We start from the raw sequence: 18,439 nt of genomic DNA on the forward strand, positions 1-18,439 counted from the left end.
ACGCCATCCTCTCGAGGGCCGGGCGGCCCGGCGCTCAGGGCGCTCCGAAGCCGAACGACTGCACCGTCGCGAGGCCCGTCTCGCTCAGCAGGTAGGCCACGAACGCCCGGGAGGCGGCGTCGTCGGCCAGCGTGATGACCGGGTAGTGGAGCGTCGTGTTGTACCGCCGCTCGATGGGAACGCCCGTGACTGCGTCCTTCGCGGCGACGACGTCGGAGTGGTACACGATGGCGGCATCGGCCTCGGCGAGCTTCACCTTGGCGAGGGCGGCCTTGACGTCGACCTCCTTGCTCACGACGTTCGGCACGATGCGCGCCTTCGTGAACGTCGCGTGCGCGGCCTTGCCACACGGCACGGTGTCGGCGCAGACCACGACCTTGACGCCGGCCTTCGCCAGGTCGTCGATCGAGGTGATGCCGGCGGGGTTGCTCGGCGGGACGGCGATCTCGAGCACGTTGGTCGCGAAGTTCTTCGTGTCCTTGACGAGGCTCTTGTCGAGGGGCTCGGCCGCGGCGGTCCCGGCGAGGGCGATCACGGACGCCGGCGCGCCGTTGTCGACCTGCTGCACGAGCGTCGAGCTCGAGCCGTACGACGTCTCGACCGTGACGCCCGGGTGGGCCCTCTCGAAGTCATTCTTCAGCTGGTCGAAGGACTCGGTGAGGGAGGCGGCCGCGAGCACCGTGACCGTGCCCTGCAGAGGTGCCGCCGAGGCATCGGACCACCCCCGTTGTCCGGTGCCGTCGGCGGAAGAGGGAGCGCTGCCGCATCCGGCGAGGAGGACGGCGGCGAACGCCGCGACGACGACGGGCAGCAGCCTGCGGCGGGCGGGTGCGGGGTGGGCGAGGCTCACGCGGGGACCTCGACGACCACGTGCGTCGACTTGACGCTCGCGACGGCCACGGAGCCGACCTCGAGCGCGAGATCGTCGACGGACTCGCTCGAGAGCAGGGAGACGATGCGGAACGGGCCGCACTGCAGCTCGACCTTGGCCATCACGGTGTCCCTGGTGATGGCCGTGACGATGCCGCGCATCCGGTTGCGTGCGGACGCTCCACCGATGGTGCCGACCGCGGCCGGGTGGGCCAGCTCCTGGGCGACGGCGGCGAGCTGCGCGCCATCGACCGTGCGCCTGCCGGCCTCGTCGGTGGCGCCATCGAGGCGCCCGGAATCGACCATGCGGCGCACGGTGTCGTCGGAGACGCCGAGCAGGGCGGCTGCCTCGGTGATGCGCAGGTGCGGCATGAGCAGCAGGTTACACCCGCATCTGCGGCAGAGTGCATGGTCATCGACCCGCCGACCGCGCGAAACGGTTGACAGCGCGAGGCGGTCGGGTCTTTAATCAACGTATCGATTGATCAAGAAGTTGGTTGACAATGATTCTCTCGCCGGTTTCGGACGCCGACCTCGACCGCGCCTTCGCGGCCCTGGCCGACCCCGTCCGGCGCGCGATCATCGCCCGCCTCAGCAGGGGCGCCGCGACCGTCAACGAGCTCGCCGAACCGTTCGAGATCAGCAAGCAGGCCGTCAGCAAGCACATCCAGGTGCTCGAGCTGGCGGGCCTCGTGAGCCGGACGCGCGACGCACAGCGGCGTCCGGTCCATCTCGAGGCCGCCCGGCTCGAGGCCATGACGGCCTGGATCGACCGCTACCGCCTCGTCGCCGAACAGCGTTTCCGGTCGCTCGACGCCGTTCTCGAACGAACCGCAGCAGCACCGTCCGCCACAGACACAGCAACCACAGCGGCGCCCGCGACCCCCGCGGCGCGCAACACCGAGAAGGAGCAGCAGTCATGAGCAACCCACTGAACCTCGACGTCCCCGCCGGCCTGCCGTGGATCGACTTCACGCGCGAGTTCGACGCCCCCGTCGAGGCCGTCTTCAACGCCCACCGTGACCCCGAGCTCGTCCGCCAGTGGCTCGGCCCGCGCGGCTACGAGATGACCATCGATCGCTGGGACTTCACGTCCGGCGGCGGTTACCGCTACACCCACCGCGACGGCGACAACGTCTACGGCTTCCGCGGCACGTTCCACACCGTCCGAGACAACGAGCTCGCGATCCAGACCTTCGAGTTCGAGGGCGCGCCCGACGAGGTCGCCATCGAGTTCATGCGGTTCGTCGACCTCGGCGACGGCCGCTGCCGGCTCGAGGGCCACAGCGTCGGCCCGTCCGTGGAGGGCCGCGACATGATGGTCCAGAGCGGCATGGAGACCGGCATGGTGCAGGGCTACGAGCAGCTCGACGAGCTCCTCGGCGTCTCCAGCGCCCCCGCGAAGGCCGAGGGCTGAACGCCGTGGACTGGACTCTCGAGGTCGTCATCGTCCCGGTCAGCGACCTCGACGCGTCCATCGCCTTCTACCGCGACCAGGTCGGCTTCGCGCTCGACCACAACACGAAGAACGAGTACATGCACGTGGCGCAGCTGACGCCTCGGGGGTCCGGCTGCTCCATCGTCATCGGGGACCTGCCGTCCCAGAAGGCGATGGCTCCCGGGTCGCTGCACGGGATCCAGCTCGTCGTCGCCGACGCGGCGGCGGCCCGGGAGGAGCTCGTCGGCAGGGGAGTCGAGTGCTCGGAGATCCAGGTGATCGACGAGCGCGACGGCGGCACCTTCTTCGGCTTCACCGACCCCGACGGCAACTCGTGGGCGGTGCAACAGCTCAAGGTCCGCGCCGACAAGCCGCTCATCCCGCACGAGCACCGAGGCCGCTTCGGCGAGGGGCTCGAGCCCTGACCGGCGGTACCGGCCTCGAACGCCCCAGCCGTGTCGCCCCCTACCGAGGGACGACAGGGCTGGGGCAGGACCACGTGTCCAGCCTCTGAGGTCGAGGAATCGCGCGGTCCCCCGCAGGCGGCGTACCCTCTGTGCCCGATGCCCCTCATCCACCCTCCCGTTCCACCAGCTCCCGCTGCTGGTCCCGCGTCTGGCGCAGGTTCCGAGGACGCCGTCGGCACCGGTCCGGTCTTCCTCGACGTCACCGGTCGTCGCCTGCGTCGGGTGCGACTGCTCGGGGCGGCCGCCGCCGTCCTCGTCATCGGCTACCTCGGGCTCCTGCTCAGCGCCGCCCTCGGCGGCCCGACGATCGACGCACCGTTCCTGCCGCGGCCGGCAGCGCCGAGCCGGCTGCTGGCCAAGCCTTCGACGGTCCCGTCGTCCGCCTCTGGGACGCACGCGGCCACGGGCTCGCGGACGCAGACCGCGCCCGGTGCGGCGGGGTCCGCGGTCCTCGCGCGCGCCGGCGCCACGAGCGCCGCACCGCGCAGCACCGCGAAGGCCACCAGCACTCCCAACGCACCCAGCCCGGCACCGGTCTCGGTGACCGGAACCCCGACGCGGGGCGCGACCCCGACCGCCAGGCCCACGACGGTGCCCGCGGCGACGCGCAGCGCGAGCAGCCCCACGGCGGCGCCGGGACTGACCCAGCGCGCGACCCCGACGAAGACCCGCTGACCTGTGGCCGCGGAGCACCCGGTGCGGGCGACACGCGGGAGAAGGTCGTCGCGAGCCGGCCGACACCGTCCGCCGCCCTCGCGACTGGTCCGCCCCCGAACCCACTGGTTCGTGCTCTCGACGGTGTTGGTCGCTCTTGCGGTCGCGCTGGTCATGCAGGGCTACCTGCGCCACCTCTACGGCGTCACCGACGATGCCGCCGTGCCGCCGGGCAGGGCCGACCGGGTCCCGAGCGCCCTCGCCCGGGGCGGTCCGGTGATCGACGCCCGAGGCGGCAGCCTGCGCACGGCGCGTCCCGCCTCCGGCGTCGTCGCGCTCACCTTCGACGACGGGCCCGACCCGACGTGGACCCCCAAGGTGCTGGACATCCTCCGTCGCAACCACGTGCATGCGACCTTCTTCCTCGTCGGCACCCAGGCCCTCGACCACCCCGAGCTGGTGCGGGAGATCCTCGCCGACGGCCACGAGATCGGGCTGCACACCCTGACCCACGTCAACCTCGGCTCGGCCCCGGCGTGGCAGCGTCACCTCGAGCTGCGTGAGGCCCAGCAGGTGCTCGTCGGGCTGACCGGTCAGACGACCGCGCTATTGCGACCGCCGTACAGCTCGGAGAACGCCGCGATCGACAACGACATGCTCGATGCCATGCTCACTGCGGCGTCGGACGGCTACGTCTCCGTGCTCGCGACGCGAGACGCCGAGGACTGGCGGCGGCCCGGTGTCGACGCCGTGGTCCGGGGGATGACGCCCACCGGGCGCGCCGGGGAAGTGGTCCTGCTCCACGACGCGGGCGGCGACCGCAGCCAGACCGTGGCCGCTCTCGACCGGGCCCTTCCCGCGCTGAGGGCCAAGGGCTACCGCTTCGAGACCCTGAGCCGGTCCGTGGGGATGGCGACGGCCGTGCGCCCGGCCTCCTCCGTCGACCGGCTCACCGGGATGACGCTCGTCTCGGTGCTTCGCCTCAGCGACCTGCTCATCACGCTCGTCGGCGTCCTCCTCGTCGCCAGCGGCGTCGTCACGGGTGTGCGCGCTGTGCTCGTCATCGCGGCCGCCGCCCGCCACCGCCGGGGCCGGCTTCGCGACCAGCTCCGCGGCCAGCGCCGCGGCGACCCGCCCGTGGTCGAGCCCGTGAGCGTCATCGTGCCCGCCTACAACGAGACGGCCGGCATCGAGGCGGCGGTGCGCTCGATCGTCGCCTCCACGCACCCGGTCGAGGTCATCGTCGTCGACGACGGCTCCACTGACGGCACAGCCGACCTCGTCGAGTCGCTCGACCTGCCCGGTGTGACAGTCATCAGGCAGGAGAACGGCGGCAAGCCCGCGGCCCTCAACACCGGCCTGCGGCACGCCTCGCACGACCTCATCGTCATGGTCGACGGCGACACCGTCTTCGAGCCCGACGCGGTGCACACGCTCGTCCAGCGGTTCGCCGACCCCCGCGTCGGGGCCGTGTCGGGGAACGCGAAGGTCGCCAACCGCGACGGCATCCTGGGCCGGTGGCAGCACATCGAGTACGTCATCGGCTTCAACCTCGACCGCCGCCTCTTCGACGTCGCCGAGTGCATGCCGACGGTCCCCGGTGCGATCGGCGGATTCAGGCGGTCGGCCCTCGAGCGCGTCGGTGGCGTCAGCGACGACACCCTCGCCGAGGACACCGACCTCACCATGGCGCTCGCGCGCGATGGGTGGAGGGTCGTCTACGAGGACGACGCCCGCGCGTGGACCGAGGCACCCGCCTCGCTCGGCGCGCTGTGGCGCCAGCGCTACCGCTGGTGCTACGGCACTCTCCAGGCCATGTGGAAGCACCGCGGCGCGCTGGTCCAGTCCGGAGCAGCCGGCAAGCTCGGCCGGCGCGGCCTCACCTACCTGCTCGTCCTGCAGGTGCTGCTTCCGCTGCTGGCGCCGACGGTCGACGTCTTCGCGATCTACGGCCTCGTCTTCCTCGACCCGGTCCGTGTCGTGCTCGTCTGGCTGGCCTTCCTGGCGATCCAGGCGGCCATGGCGGTGTACGCGTTCCGGCTCGACCGCGAGTCGCTGCGCCCCATGTGGACGCTGCCCCTGCAACAGGTCGTCTACCGCCAGCTCATGTACCTCGTCGTGATCCAGTCGGTCTTCACCGCGCTGGCCGGGACGTATCTGCGCTGGCACCGGATGGACCGCTACGGCTCGCTCCGCGTGCCCGCGCCCGGGCCGGAGGCCCTACCCGACCTCATGCGCTGACGATCAGGCGAAACCATGGTCGGCTCTCGTCCCGCGGACAGGTGCTCTTTCGGTCGCGGAGGCCGCCCTACGCCGCTGAAGTGAACGGTGGGCGCCCGTGGCCGGTGCGGAATTCGCAGGTTCGGGCCATCGGCCGGGTTCCGCTCCCGGGCCACCGGACGGCATACTGACCCGCATGAGCAGCGTCCCCCAGCAGCGCGTCCTCAGGACCGCGATCCCGGGCCCCCGATCGGCCGAGCTCCAGCAGCGCAAGACAGCGGCGGTGTCCGCGGGCGTCTCGACCGGCCTCCCGGTCTACGTCGAGAGGGCAGGCGGCGGCATCCTCGTCGACGTCGACGGCAACCAGCTCATCGACTTCGGCTCCGGCATCGCCGTGACGACGGTCGGCAACGCCGCCCCGCGCGTCGTCGAGCGCGTCACCGAGCAGGTGGCCGACTTCACGCACACGTGCTTCATGGTCACGCCCTACGAGGAGTACCTCGAGGTCGCCGAGGCCCTCAACGAGCTGACGCCGGGTGACCACGAGAAGCGTTCGGCGCTCTTCAACTCGGGTGCCGAAGCCGTCGAGAACGCTGTCAAGGTCGCGCGCCACTACACCGGCCGCAACGCCGTCGTCGCGTTCGACCACGCGTACCACGGCCGCACCAACCTCACGATGGCGCTGACCGCGAAGAACATGCCGTACAAGCACCGGTTCGGGCCCTTCGCCGGCGAGGTCTACCGCGCGCCGATGAGCTACCCCTTCCGCTGGCCCGGCGGCCCCGCCGACTGCGCGAAGGAGTCCTTCGACGTCTTCGTGTCGCAGGTCCACGCCCAGGTCGGCGAGGAGAACCTCGCCGCCGTCATCCTCGAGCCGATCCAGGGTGAGGGCGGGTTCATCGTCCCCGCACCGGGATTCGTCCGTCAGGTCGCCGACTGGTGCCGTGACAACGGCGTCGTCTTCATCGCCGACGAGGTGCAGACCGGCTTCTGCCGCACCGGCGACTGGTTCGCGAGCGATCACGAGGGCGTCGTGCCCGACATCGTCACGACCGCCAAGGGCATGGCCGGCGGACTCCCGCTCGCGGGCGTCACGGGCCGCGCCGAGATCATGGACGCCGTCCACGGCGGCGGGCTCGGCGGCACGTACGGCGGCAACCCGGTCGCGTGCGCCTCGGCCCTCGGCGCCATCGAGACGATGAAGGCCGACGACCTCTGCGGTCGCGCCCGCCAGGTCGAGGCGCTCTTCAGGCCCCGCCTCGAGGCGCTCGCGGCGAGGTACCCGCAGATCGGCGACATCCGCGGCCGGGGCGCGATGCTCGCCGTCGAGCTCGTCAACGGCGAGGGCGACATCTCCCCGAACGCCGCCCTGACGGGGGCGGTCAACAAGGCCTGCCACGCCGACGGCCTCGTCACCCTGACGTGCGGCACGTACGGCAACGTCTTCCGCTTCCTGCCGCCGCTCGCCGCGAGCGACGAGCTGCTCTCGGAGGGGCTCGACATCTTCGAGAAGGCGTTCGCCGCCTCCGTCTGAGACCGCGGCCGACCCGCCGACGTATGCCGTCCCGTTGAGCCGGCGCGGCGGCATTCGGCTGCTCGGGCGGGACCGATGACGGGACGGTCGCGTGATCGGCACCGCGGGCCACGCGTCCAGCGGGCTGGGTCCCGTCAGCCGTCCCAGGCGTCTGGCCCTCCGTGCCCTGTGGATGACGGCGGACGCAGCCGACGACGCGCGGCCAGTCTGGGTCGATGCGTGGCAATCCGTCCGTCGCCGTGGCTGTCGAGCGCCTCGGCGGTACCTGCACCTGGCGTGAGCTGAGGCGTGCGGTGCCGTGGCGACGCATCGCTTCCGCCGTCGCGGCGGGTGAGGTGGTCCGCCACGGGCACGGTGTCTACGCGCTCCCAGGTGTAGCCACCGCCCGGATCGTGGCCCTGCGCCTGCACGGTGTCGTGTCGCATCGCAGCGCTGGACTCCGGCGGGGCTGGAAGGTCAAGTCCGTTCCGGCGCTACCTGATGTCACCATCCCCGCCAACCGGAAGCTGCGTGACAGCCAGCGGGGTCTTGTGACGCTGCACTGGCGGACGTTGGAGCCCGCGGTCGTGGCCGACGGCGTGACGACGCCGGCGCGGACCGTGGTCGACTGCTGCCTCGACCTACCATTCGACGAGGCTCTGGCGGTGTTCGACTCGGCGCTGCGGGCGGGACTGCGGCTGCGTGAGGTCACCGAGGTCGGCCTCACGCTCGGGCCGCGGCAGCGCCGGCGAGTGCTGCGCGTCGCGCGTGAGGCCGACGCGCGAGCCGCGAACCCCTTCGAGTCGGTGTTGCGCGCCATCGCCCTCGAGGTGCCCGGCCTCGCAGTCGTTCCGCAGACCCGGATCCGCTACGACGGCTTCTACGCCCGCGTCGACCTGGCCGACGAGAAGCTGCAGGTCGTGCTCGAGGCCGACAGCTTCGAGTTCCACGCCGAGCGGAGGGCGTTCGACCGCGACTGCCGGCGCTACGACGAGCTGGCAGTGCGCGACTGGCTCGTGCTGCGCTTCACGTGGGAGCAGGTCATGTTCGAGCCGGCGTGGGTGAGGGCGACGCTCGCCGCCGCAGTGGCGCTCCGTCGGTCGCAGCGGCGGTCCCGTCGTGACGCGCGTCGCCGGGGACGCATGACGGGACCTTCACCGGTCAGCCGCGCCGTCTGAGCACGAGTCCGTTCCAACGTCCCGTCAACGGTCCCGCAGGCGACGCCGGGCCGTCAGCCGCGCCCGTCCGGCAGTGTCAGTCGAAGGGTGTGATGTCGGGGCGCTTGGCCTTGCGGGTGTCTCCCGACGAGCGGCCGGTGAGGCGTCGGTGCACCCATGGGCCGACATACTCCTTGGCCCACTGGGCGTTGGCCTGGAGGGCCTCGCGGCGTCCGATGGGCGGAGCAGGGTCGAGCGGCGTCGCCCAGCCGGTCTCGGCCGGGGTGTGGCCGAGGGCCTCGAGCGCGGCGAGCGACACCCGCCGGTGGCCCTCGGTCGTCATGTGGATGCGGTCCTCGGCCCACATCCGCCAGTCGCGCAGGGCGTGCAGGCCCCACTGGTCGATGACGTGGGCGCCGTTGCGGCGGGCGATGCTCCAGATGTTGGCGGCGTGGATCGCGGCGCGCCCGCGCGTGGCCTTGACCAGGGGTGCGTCGGCCGGGTCGACGGGGGTCGCCATGAGGACGTCGGCCCCGGTTGCCCGGATGCGGGCGACAGCGGTCTCCAGCCGGGCGGCGAGGCCGTCGAGGTCGGCCTTGGGGCGCAGGATGTCGTTGCCGCCGCCGACGATGCTGACGAGGTCGGGCTGGAGCGACAGGGCGTCCTCGAGCTGGGGGCCGACGACGTCAGCGAGCTTCCGGCCCCGCACGGCGAGGTTGGCGTAGCCGAAGTCGAGCCCCTCGGTGCGGGCGATCTCCGAGAGGTGGGCAGCGAGCCGGTCGGCCCAGCCGGCGAACTCACCGTCATGGCCGAACTCGGGGTCGTCGTCGCACATGCCCTCGGTGAAGGAGTCGCCGATCGCGACGTAGCGGGTCCAGACGGTGGGTGCGGCACCGTCTGCGGCGGGCTGGGTCATGTCAGCCTCCAGTCGATGGGTGGGGCGCCCTGCTGGGCGAGGAGGTCGTTGGTGCGGCTGAACGGCCGCGAGCCGAAGAAGCCCGACCGCGCGGAGAGCGGTGACGGGTGGGCGGTCTCGATGCGCGGCACGGGGCCCAGCATCGGCGCCAGGGACTGCGCCTGTCGACCCCAGAGGATGGCGACGAGTGGGCCACCGCGAGCGACGAGCGCCGAGATCGCTTGTGTCGTAACGGTTTCCCAACCCTTGCCTTGGTGGCTCGCCGAGCGCCCCGGCTGCACGGTGAGCACGCGGTTGAGCAGCATGACGCCTCGCTCGAACCACGGGGTCAGGTCGCCGGAGGCCGGCGTCGGCAGGCCGAGGTCGGTGCCCAGCTCCTGGTAGATGTTCTGGAGCGACCGCGGGACCGGCCGCACGTCCGGGGCGACGCTGAAGCTGAGCCCGACCGGGTGCCCCGGCGTGGGGTAGGGATCCTGGCCCACGACGAGCACGCGCACGTCGGGCAGGGGCCGCGAGAAGGCCCGCAGCACGCGCTCGCCCGCCGGGAGGTAGCCGCGCCCGGCAGCGACCTCACCGCGCAGGAACTCACCCAGCTGGGCGATCGTGTCGGCCACCGGCTCGAGGGCGGGCGCCCACGTCGGGTGGACGAGCTCGTGGAGGGGTCGGGCCGGCACGGCCACACGCTACCGCGCCGGCCGTGCGACACAATCGTCCCCGATGGACCTCACACTGCGCGGACCCGCCCTCGTCGACACCACGGTGCTGCCCGACGTCCTCCTCCGGATCGAGGGCGAGCGCATCGCTGCGGTCACACCGCTGGCCGCCGGTGCCGAGCTGCCGGGGGAGGCCCACGCGGCCGAGCGCGTTAGCGGCACGATGGTGCCGGGATACGTCGACATCCACTGCCACGGCGGCGGAGGCGCGGCGTTCACCGACCTGCGCGACGAGGCGGCAGCCGCGGCGGCCCGGCACCACCACGCGCACGGCTCGACGAGCATCGTCGCGAGCCTCGTGACGATGAGCCCGCGTGACCTCGAGCGTGGCGTCGCGATGCTCGCGGAGCTGTGTGACGACGGGCTCGTCGACGGCATCCACCTCGAGGGCCCGTGGCTCGCGGAGGCGCGGTGCGGCGCGCACGACCCGACGCTGCTGCGCGACCCGAGCCTGGCGGAGGTGGAGCGTCTCATCGATCTCGGCCGCGGGCACCTGCGACAGGTGACGCTCGCGCCCGAGCGCGAGCACGGCCTCGACCTCGTCCGCTGGCTGACCTCGGCCGGCATCCACGCCGCGGTGGGGCACACGACGGCGACGTTCGCGCAGGTCGAGCGGGCCGTCGCGGCCGGCGCGGACATCGCCACGCACCTCTTCAACGGCATGGACCCGTGGCACCACCGCACGCCGGGCGCGGCCCCGGCACTGATGCGCTCGGCCGCGCGGGGTCACGTCACGGTCGAGCTCATCGCCGACGGCGCGCACCTCGACGACGACACCGTGCGCACCGTCCTCGACCTCGTCGGCGCCGACCACGTCGCCTTCGTGTCCGACGCCATGGCGGCGGCCGGTGTGGGCGACGGGGCGTACGTGCTCGGTGGCCTGTCCGTGGTCGTCGACCGCGGGGTCGCACGCCTGGCGCGCGACCCCGACGGCACGACCCCCGGCTCCATCGCCGGAGGCACGAGCCATGTCGCCGACATCGTGGCGCGGGCCGTCGCGGCCGGCGTCCCCCTGCCGTATGCCGTCCGCCCCGCCACGCGAACGCCGGCCCGCGCGCTGGGGCTGGCCGACCGCGGGGCCTTGGTCGCGGGGGCGCGCGCCGACGTCGTCGTCGTCGACGACTCCGCACGGCTGGTCCGGGTCCTGAGAGCCGGTCGCTGGGTGGACGCCGACAGGCCCTAGGCTCGCCCGGTGACTTCTCCCCGCTGGTCCACCGCCGTCTTCGATCTCGACGGCACGCTGGCCGACACGATCAACCTCATCGTCGAGTCCTACCAGCACGCCTTCCGCACGATCATCGGTCGCGAGGAGGACCCGGACGTCATCCGCTCGTGGATCGGCCGACCCCTCATCGCTGCCTTCCGCGACCACTCGCCGGAGCACGCCGACGACCTGTACGCGACGTACCTCGCGTGGAACGCCGACAACACCGAGCGGCTGATCCGCGGCTACGACGGGGTGCGTGAGGTCCTGGCCGACCTGCGCGCCGCCGGCGTCCACGTCGGAGTCGCGACGTCGAAGCGGCGCGAGTCCGCGCAGCAGGCCATGGACATCCTCGGCCTCAGCGAGCACGTCACGGTGCTGGTCGCGATGGAGGACACCGAGCGGCACAAACCAGACCCGACCCCGCTGCTGCTCGCCCTCGACCGGATGGGTCGCGGCTCCAACGACGCCGTCTACGTCGGTGACGCCGTCGTCGACGTGCTCGCCGGCAAGGCGGCCGGCATGGACACCGTGGCGGTCACATGGGGGGCCGGTGTCCCGACCGCGCTGCACGGCGTGCGCCCGTCGGCCGTCGTCGCGACCGCCGGCGAGCTGCGCACCGCCATGCTCGGCTGACCACGGTCGCCGGGCCGGAGCGGTCGTCACAGGGTCGAGCGGGCTCGAGCGGGCTCGGGCGGGCTCGGGCGGGCTCGGGCGGGCTCGGGCGGGCTCGGGCGGGCTCGGGCGGGCTCGCGCAGGCCCTAGCATCTGTGCGTGCACAGCTTCGACAAGGACGCCGACCACGCAGCCGTCGACAAGGTCCTCAGCTACGCGCGTGAGCGCCTGCTCATGGACCCGATCCCGCTCGACGGGGCCCAGGCCGAGGACTACCTGGCGTCCGCGGCCGGGCAGACGATCACGCCACAGGGCCTCGGCTCGACGCGCGCCATGGAGCTCTTCGAGCACACCCTCGCGCCGGCGTGCCTCTCGACCGACCACCCGCGCTACCTGTCCTTCATCCCGTGCGCCCCGACGCGCGAGGCAGCGGCCTTCGACGTCGTCGTCGGCGCCTCGTCGATCTACGGCGGCTCGTGGATGGAGGGTGCCGGCGCGGTCTACGCCGAGAACCAGGCGCTGCGCTGGATCGCCGACCTCGCCGGCCTGCCAGAGTCGGCGGGCGGCGTCTTCGTGCCGGGCGGCACGGTGGGCAACCTGTCCGCGCTCGTCGTGGCACGGCATACGGCCAGGGCGAAGGCGAAGGAGGCCGGCACGGGCGCGCGTCCGTACCGGATCGCGGCCACCGACAACGCGCACTCGTCCGTCGTCTCGATGGCGGCAGTCATGGACGCCGAGGTCTGCGGCGTCCACGTCGACGAGAAGCTGCGCCTGAGCGGCGCCGAGCTGCGCCGCACGCTCGAGGAGCACGGTCCCGAGACGTTCTTCGCCGTGGTCGCGACGAGCGGGACGACGAACTTCGGTGTCGTCGACGACCTCGCCTCGGTGGCCGAGGTGTGCCGGGAGTACGGCCTGTGGCTGCACGTCGACGGTGCCTACGGTGGCGCCGGGCTCGTCGCTCCGTCGGTCCGCCACCTCTTCAACGGCATCGAGCACGCCGACTCCTTCATCGTCGACCCCCACAAGTGGCTCTTCGCCCCGTTCGACTGCTGCGCCCTCATCTACCGCGAGCCCGAGCTCGCCCGCGTCGCGCACACGCAGGAGGCCGGCTACCTCGACGTCATCACGAAGTCGACCGAGTGGAACCCGACGGACTACTCGATCGGCCTTACGCGCCGCGCCCGGGGGCTGCCGCTCTGGTACTCGCTCGCGGTCCACGGCACGGACGCCTACGTCGAGGCCGTCGAGAGCACGCTGGCGGTGACGCGCTTCGCCGCCGACGAGATCGGGCGCCGCGACTACCTCGAGGCCGTGCGCGAGCCCGACCTGTCCGTCGTGGTCTTCCGGCGCCTCGGGTGGTCCCCCGAGGACTACCAGGCGTGGACCGACCGCCTGCTGGCCGAGGAGTTCGCCTTCGTCGTGCCGACGAGCTTCCGCGGGGAGACGCTGACGCGGTTCGCGATCTGCAACCCGCAGACCACGCGTGAGGACGTGAACGCCATCCTCGATACGATGTCGTGACCTCGGGGGCGGGCCGTGACGAATGCGCCCGGTGAGGCCGATGTGACTGCAGTTCCACCGGTGCAGCGACGCCCGCACACGACATGCCGCGAACATGCCGGACTGAATGACACCCTTGTCATTTCGGTCTAGGGTGTGAGCGGAGCCAACGCACGACCGCAGCGAGACGGGGACATGAGCACAGACCACGCCACGGCGCAGCCGCACCGCCACGAGTCCGAGGACGGCCTCAGCGCTCGCGACCTCGAGATCCTGGCGTTCGAGCGACAGTGGTGGAAGTACGCCGGCTCGAAGGAGCAGGCCATCAAGGAGCTCTTCGACATGAGCTCCACGCGCTACTACCAGGTGCTCAACGCCCTCCTCGACAGCCCCGCGGCGCTCGAGGCCGACCCGATGCTCATCAAGCGCCTGCGCCGCATGCGTGCGAGCCGACAGCGCGCCCGCACGAGTCGGCGGCTCGGCATCAACGTCTGACGGCTCGACGCCGCCGGGGCGGTGACCGTCCCGGACCTACCTGACCGACTCGGGGACGCACCTGCACGCGGTCGCGCCGCGCGCGTGGTTCACTTCCCTCATGGCCGAGGTGACGATCCGGCGAGCGTCGGCCGACGACGCCTTCATCGTCGCGGCCCTGCACCTGCAGTTCGCCCGCGAGCTCGGTATGCCGGCCGAGGCCGGCTATCTCGACCGCTTCGTCGACGCGTGGCTGGCCGAGCGGCCCGATCGCCCGACGTGGATCGCCGAGAGCCGTGGCGAGCACGCCGGCATCCTCGAGACGCGTCGCATCCGCGCCCTGCCGTGGCCCGGGCGCAAGGACGTCTCGTGGCTGCACGTCGGTGGGCTGTTCGTCGTCCCGGCCTGCCGTGACCGGGGCGTCGGCCGGGCCCTCACCGAGGCGATGATCGAGTGGTCCCGCACCACCGACGTCAAGTGGATCCGGCTCAACGCGCCTGATGCGCGTGCCCAGGAGTTCTACGAGCGGCTCGGGTTCAGCTCGCCCGGCCGGCTCATGGAGTTCGACCTGCGGGACCCGCAGTGACCGGTCCCGTCCCCGGCCCGACGAACTCGCTCGTCGACGTCGCGGGCCTCTTCGTCGGTCACTGCACCCGGGACGAGCCGGGGTGGCTCACCGGCGTTACGGTGGTGCTCGCGCCCCAGGGTGGCGTCGTCGCCGGCGTCGACGTGCGCGGTGGTGGACCGGGCACGCGCGAGACCGACCTGCTCGACCCCCGCAACCTCGTCGACCGGGTCGACGCGATCGTCCTCGGTGGCGGGTCCGCGCCGGGCCTGGCCGCCGTCGACGGGGTCGTGGACGCGCTGCTCGACGACGGGATCGGCTGGCCGATGGGCGAGCCGGGGCACATCGTGCCGATCGTGCCGTCCGCGATCCTCTTCGACCTGGGACGCGGCGGCACCTGGCGCCACCATCCGCGGGCGGAGGACGGGAGGGCGGCATACGCCAGCGCGTCGACATCGGCCGTGGCGCAGGGGTGCGTGGGCGCCGGGACGGGCGCCAAGGCCGGCGGTTTCAAGGGCGGCATCGGCTCGGCGAGCGTCGTGCTCGAGTCGGGAACGACCGTCGCAGCGCTCATCGCCGTCAACGCCGTCGGCTCGGCCGTCGACCCTACGACCGGGCTGCCGTATGCCGTCGGGCTGGGTCTGGGGGACGAGCTGGCCCACGTGGGCCGGCCGGGCGCGGCCGAGCTCGAGGAGGCCCGCGCCCGGGCCGAGGCGTTGCCCGCGAACGCCGGCAGGCCCGGACTCGCCACGACGATAGGCATCATCGCGACCGACGCCACCCTGACCAAGGCCCAGTGCCAGAAGGCGTCCGGCATCGGTCACGACGGCTTCGCGCGCGCCCTCAAGCCGGTGCACACTCTCTTCGACGGCGACACCCTCTTCACGCTGGCCACGGGCGATCGGCCCGCCCCCGACCCCGTCGAGCAGACGGTGCTCATGGAGGCCGGTGCCGACTGCGTCGCGAGGGCCATCGTCCATGCCCTGCTGGCCGCGACGTCCGTCGACCGCACGGCCGACGGTGGTGTCGCGCTGCGGTCGTGGTCCGACGCGTTCCCATCGGCGCTGGCTGCGGACCAGGGCCCGGGCCGCGCTCAGTAGTACGTCCCGCTCAGTAGTACGTGTCGGTCAGCTCGTCGGCGAACCGCCGGGTGAGCTCGGGGGAGACGCCGGCCAGCTCGCGGTCGGCGCCGTCCTGGCCTTCGGACAGCGCGAAGGTGCGCGAGGCCGCTCGGGCCTCGACGAGGCTCATGCGCAGGTCGTCGCGCGGATGGCTCGCGTCCCACCGCAGGTCCTGCTCCCGGGCCCGCTGCCGGGCGATCGCGACCTGCGCGGCCGTCGGGTCCGGGCGCTCGCGCACCGCCGCGAGCACGGCGAACGGGTCCTCGCGGCGCCGCACACCCGCGGCCCGCCAGCGTGTGGAGGCCGGCCAGGTTCTCCGTCGTGATGAGCAGGCGCACGACGGCGCGGGTGCCGGCGACCTCGGCGGCGCGGAGGTCCGCGAGGTACTCGCGGCGCTGGGAGCTGACGGCGGCGAGCCGCTCGAAGAGCAGGAGCAGCAGGATGGCGGGCGTCGAGACGATGCGGAGCAGGAAGGCGGCGAGGGCGTTCATCGTCGCTTCGGAGGCCGCGATCTCCAGCCGATAGTCGGCGAAGTCGGAGTACGCGTCGCTCGGCAGCGGCGTGAGCAGCGTGGCGAACCGGCGCAGGACGCCATGGGCCGTCCATGCCACGTGGCCGACGGTGGTGTCGCGGCCGCGGAGGTGGCCCATCTCGTGGGCGAGGAGGGCGAGCCGTTCGTCCTCGGTGAGCAGGGTCCAGAGGGGAAGGCCGATCACGAGAGCCTGGCGGCGACCCCAGCCGATGCGCGCGACGCCGGCGTTGAACTCCGTCGAGACGGCGACGACCTCAGGTGCCGGCGTGCCGACCGCCTCGGCGACCGCGGCGACGTGTCGATGGATGCTCGGGTGCTCGGTGGCGTCCAGGCGTCGAACGTCCCCGAGGCGGTTCGGGCGCGGGGCGATGGCGACGACGACAAGCCAGCCCAGGACAACCCCGATCCAGCCGACGACGTTCTTCGACGCGAAGGTCGCGACGACGAGCAGCACGACCGCGACGGCATACACGACGAGCACCAGCACCGAGAGGGCGAGCACGCCGCCCGAGGTGCCCGTCGACCCGGACGGCCGCTCGCCCCGGCTCACCTGCGCGAGGAGACCCCCGTGGACCCGGGCCGACGCGGCATCGAGCGCGGCCACCCTGCGGCGGGCGAACCATGAAAGCCGCGACTGGCCCGCCTGCTTCCTGGGCGGTGCCGTGGTCGCGGGGGACGGGCTGGTCGGGGGGAGCTCGGACACGGTGATCCTTCGGCGACGGGTGAGACGTCTCCGGATGCTACGGCGGAGGCGCCGGATCGCGGGCGGTTTGGGCGGATAGGGTCGCGGGATGCCGAACGTCACCGCCGAGGTCTGGGTCCCGGTCGAGCCCGACCTCGCGTTCGCCGTGTCGCAGACCACGGGCGAGGTCCGGCTGCGCTGGGACCCGTTCATCCGCAGCCAGCATCTCGTCGACGCTGTCCAGCCGGGCAAGGGGGTGCGCACGGTGACCCGTGCCCGGGTCGGTCCGCGCATGGTCAGCGAGTACGTGTCGTACCGTCCCCCGACGAGCGTCGGCATGACCATGGTCGACGGTCCGTGGTTCTTCGAGCGCTTCGGCGGCGGGTGGCGCTTCACGCCGGAGGAGCGGTCGGGCGTGGTCGGCACCCGCGCCGTCTGGAAGTACACGTATGCCGTGCGGCCGGCTTGGTTACGCCCCGTGGCCGAGCCGATCGGGCAGTGGCTGCTCGGTCGTGAGATCCGCTCTCGCATCGCCGCGTTCGCCCGGGCCTGCGGCGACAACACCGTCCTCAGCGCCGTCGTCACCCCGGCCGACTGACCCGGTCTGAATGCGGGCGGGCGGCGCAACCGCGTCGACGCGGACACCGAGGCCATCCAGGTCGCCGTGGACCGGAACCGGCACGTCAAGGTCCCGAACGGCGTGGTTCTCGTCCGGTGCGCGGCTCGAGAACCTGGCCCGCTGCACCTGTCACCGCCGCGGTTGCGGCTGGAGGAAGCGCCCATCGACGTCGCCGACGCGGCACTGCGTGACTCCGAGGCAGCGGGACGTCTCCTGACGGGAGCCCCGAGCGGGTCAGGCAGAGGGTGGGGAGAACTGTTCCCACCCTCTGCGGATCGCGGAACCGAGGTGGTCGAGCGGATAGGGCAGGCGCGGGTCGGGGTCGTGCAGGGCGTCCTCGAGGGATCCGCCGCCGAGCCGGCGCTCGCGGATGACGGTGGCGACGGCCGCGATGTCGTCGCGCTGCCGAGCCACGAAGGCGCCGTCGACTGGGCGTCCGTGTCCGGGCACGACGACGGTCCTGTCGCTCGCCTCGACGAGGTGCGACGTCAGGGTGTCGGCCCAGTCCAGCGGCCACGAGTCGCCGCCGAACGACGGGTGCGCGCTCTCCTCGACGAGGTCGCCGAGGAACAGTGCATCGGTGTCGGGCACGTGCACCGCCACGTCACCGTCGGTGTGGCCGCGGCCGGCGTACGCCATCGTGACGACCCGGTCGCCGAGGTCGATGGTCGCGTGCGAGCAGAAGGTGCGGTCGGGGCCGCGCACCACGGTCGCCAGGACGTCAGCCGCGTCGCGCGCGGTGTAGCCGAGCTCGGGGCCGTCACCGGGGTCGTCGCGGAAGAGGCCCTTGATGCGCTCCGCATCGGCCTCGAGCGTCCTGCCGACGTTGTCGTGCGCGTGCACGGTGGCCGTGTCGAAGGCGGCGTTGCCGAACGTGTGGTCGAAGTGGACGTGCGTGTTGACGACGTGCCGCACGACGATGTCGCGGGCCAGACGGCGCACGTCGTCGAGGACCTGGATGCCCTGCACGTCGCTCGCACGCGTGTCGATGACGACGGCGCCGTCGCGCCCGAGGACGAGACCGACGTTGACGTCCCAGGCCTTGTAGCGGGCGACGAAGACGCGGTCGGCGACCTCGACGAAGCCCGTCGTGGGGCCGTCGGGCGCGGTCGGGCCGTACAGCGGACTCGGCCCGGCCCGGCCTGCCGGGCTCATCGTGCGCACCTCGATGTGATCCAC

At 72.6% G+C, this 18,439-nt stretch carries 20 protein-coding genes; 14 read left to right on the forward strand and 6 right to left on the reverse strand.

The annotated features are described in order from the left end of the window. Positions 1-34: 34 nt before the first annotated feature. Together modA and H9I49_RS22090 are read right to left on the reverse strand one after the other, a co-directional pair. On the reverse strand, positions 35-850 hold the full coding sequence (gene modA / locus H9I49_RS22085; RefSeq protein ID WP_370587698.1) for a molybdate ABC transporter substrate-binding protein: 816 nt from the start codon (positions 848-850) through the stop codon (positions 35-37). Continuing rightward, entirely contained in the window at positions 847-1,242 is a 396-nt protein-coding gene (locus H9I49_RS22090; RefSeq protein WP_188032568.1) for a molybdopterin-binding protein, read from the reverse strand. Before H9I49_RS22090 ends, modA begins: the two co-directional genes overlap by 4 nt. Positions 1,243-1,373: 131 nt before the next feature. Between H9I49_RS22090 and H9I49_RS22095 the strand changes: the two genes are divergently transcribed. From H9I49_RS22095 to H9I49_RS22125, 7 genes are all read left to right on the forward strand, one after another. After that, the gene (locus H9I49_RS22095) at positions 1,374-1,793 is read left to right on the forward strand and encodes a helix-turn-helix transcriptional regulator (RefSeq protein WP_188032569.1); all 420 of its coding nucleotides are present in this window, start codon (positions 1,374-1,376) and stop codon (positions 1,791-1,793) included. Beyond that, a complete protein-coding gene (locus H9I49_RS22100; protein WP_188032570.1) occupies positions 1,790-2,287 on the forward strand; it encodes an SRPBCC family protein in 498 nt (165 codons plus the stop codon). The genes H9I49_RS22095 and H9I49_RS22100 overlap by 4 nt, the downstream gene beginning before the upstream one ends. 5 nt (positions 2,288-2,292) lie before the next feature. Continuing rightward, the gene (locus H9I49_RS22105; protein ID WP_188032571.1) at positions 2,293-2,733 is read left to right on the forward strand and encodes a VOC family protein; all 441 of its coding nucleotides are present in this window, start codon (positions 2,293-2,295) and stop codon (positions 2,731-2,733) included. Positions 2,734-2,871: 138 nt separating this feature from the next. Beyond that, positions 2,872-3,450 (forward strand): hypothetical protein, encoded by a 579-nt coding sequence (locus H9I49_RS22110; RefSeq protein ID WP_188032572.1) that lies wholly within the window; start codon positions 2,872-2,874, stop codon positions 3,448-3,450. 111 nt (positions 3,451-3,561) lie between these two features. Next, entirely contained in the window at positions 3,562-5,670 is a 2,109-nt protein-coding gene (locus H9I49_RS22115) for a bifunctional polysaccharide deacetylase/glycosyltransferase family 2 protein (protein ID WP_370587699.1), read from the forward strand. Between the two features lie 175 nt (positions 5,671-5,845). Then, entirely contained in the window at positions 5,846-7,183 is a 1,338-nt protein-coding gene (gabT, locus tag H9I49_RS22120; RefSeq protein WP_188032573.1) for a 4-aminobutyrate--2-oxoglutarate transaminase, read from the forward strand. A gap of 215 nt (positions 7,184-7,398) precedes the next feature. Then, entirely contained in the window at positions 7,399-8,340 is a 942-nt protein-coding gene (locus H9I49_RS22125; RefSeq protein WP_188032574.1) for a DUF559 domain-containing protein, read from the forward strand. A gap of 76 nt (positions 8,341-8,416) precedes the next feature. On the opposite strand, the gene H9I49_RS22130 is transcribed toward H9I49_RS22125, so the two are convergent. Next, positions 8,417-9,235 (reverse strand): SGNH/GDSL hydrolase family protein, encoded by an 819-nt coding sequence (locus H9I49_RS22130; protein ID WP_188032575.1) that lies wholly within the window; start codon positions 9,233-9,235, stop codon positions 8,417-8,419. Beyond that, entirely contained in the window at positions 9,232-9,909 is a 678-nt protein-coding gene (locus tag H9I49_RS22135; protein WP_188032576.1) for a uracil-DNA glycosylase, read from the reverse strand. Before H9I49_RS22135 ends, H9I49_RS22130 begins: the two co-directional genes overlap by 4 nt. 43 nt (positions 9,910-9,952) lie before the next feature. Between H9I49_RS22135 and H9I49_RS22140 the strand changes: the two genes are divergently transcribed. The 6 genes from H9I49_RS22140 to H9I49_RS22165 all read left to right on the forward strand — a co-directional run bounded on the left by H9I49_RS22140 (position 9,953) and on the right by H9I49_RS22165 (position 15,406). After that, positions 9,953-11,131 carry an N-acetylglucosamine-6-phosphate deacetylase gene (locus H9I49_RS22140; RefSeq protein WP_188032577.1) on the forward strand — a complete coding sequence of 393 codons (1,179 nt, stop codon included), beginning with the start codon at positions 9,953-9,955 and terminating at the stop codon, positions 11,129-11,131. Between the two features lie 9 nt (positions 11,132-11,140). Then, positions 11,141-11,788 carry an HAD-IA family hydrolase gene (locus H9I49_RS22145; RefSeq protein ID WP_188032578.1) on the forward strand — a complete coding sequence of 216 codons (648 nt, stop codon included), beginning with the start codon at positions 11,141-11,143 and terminating at the stop codon, positions 11,786-11,788. A gap of 138 nt (positions 11,789-11,926) precedes the next feature. Beyond that, positions 11,927-13,288 (forward strand): pyridoxal-dependent decarboxylase, encoded by a 1,362-nt coding sequence (locus H9I49_RS22150; protein WP_188032579.1) that lies wholly within the window; start codon positions 11,927-11,929, stop codon positions 13,286-13,288. Between the two features lie 174 nt (positions 13,289-13,462). Next, positions 13,463-13,762: a DUF3263 domain-containing protein gene (locus H9I49_RS22155; RefSeq protein WP_188032580.1), complete on the forward strand. Its 300-nt coding sequence runs from the start codon at positions 13,463-13,465 to the stop codon at positions 13,760-13,762. A gap of 100 nt (positions 13,763-13,862) precedes the next feature. After that, positions 13,863-14,327: a GNAT family N-acetyltransferase gene (locus H9I49_RS22160; RefSeq protein ID WP_188032581.1), complete on the forward strand. Its 465-nt coding sequence runs from the start codon at positions 13,863-13,865 to the stop codon at positions 14,325-14,327. Next, entirely contained in the window at positions 14,324-15,406 is a 1,083-nt protein-coding gene (locus tag H9I49_RS22165) for a P1 family peptidase (RefSeq protein WP_188032582.1), read from the forward strand. The genes H9I49_RS22160 and H9I49_RS22165 overlap by 4 nt, the downstream gene beginning before the upstream one ends. Here the strand turns inward: H9I49_RS22165 and H9I49_RS22170 are convergent. Beyond that, positions 15,400-16,662, reverse strand: a complete 1,263-nt coding sequence (locus H9I49_RS22170; protein WP_188032583.1) for a M48 family metallopeptidase — start codon at positions 16,660-16,662, stop codon at positions 15,400-15,402. The two genes, H9I49_RS22165 and H9I49_RS22170, sit on opposite strands and share 7 nt — an antisense overlap. Before the next feature lie 88 nt (positions 16,663-16,750). Between H9I49_RS22170 and H9I49_RS22175 the strand changes: the two genes are divergently transcribed. Further along, positions 16,751-17,239 carry an SRPBCC family protein gene (locus H9I49_RS22175; protein ID WP_188032584.1) on the forward strand — a complete coding sequence of 163 codons (489 nt, stop codon included), beginning with the start codon at positions 16,751-16,753 and terminating at the stop codon, positions 17,237-17,239. A 255-nt stretch (positions 17,240-17,494) separates the two neighbouring features. On the opposite strand, the gene H9I49_RS22180 is transcribed toward H9I49_RS22175, so the two are convergent. Then, a complete protein-coding gene (locus tag H9I49_RS22180) occupies positions 17,495-18,415 on the reverse strand; it encodes an MBL fold metallo-hydrolase (protein WP_188032585.1) in 921 nt (306 codons plus the stop codon). Positions 18,416-18,439: the final 24 nt, after the last annotated feature.

It is taken from the genome of Terrabacter sp. MAHUQ-38 (assembly GCF_014518425.1).
In the GTDB taxonomy this organism is placed as follows: Bacteria; Actinomycetota; Actinomycetes; order Actinomycetales; family Dermatophilaceae; genus Terrabacter.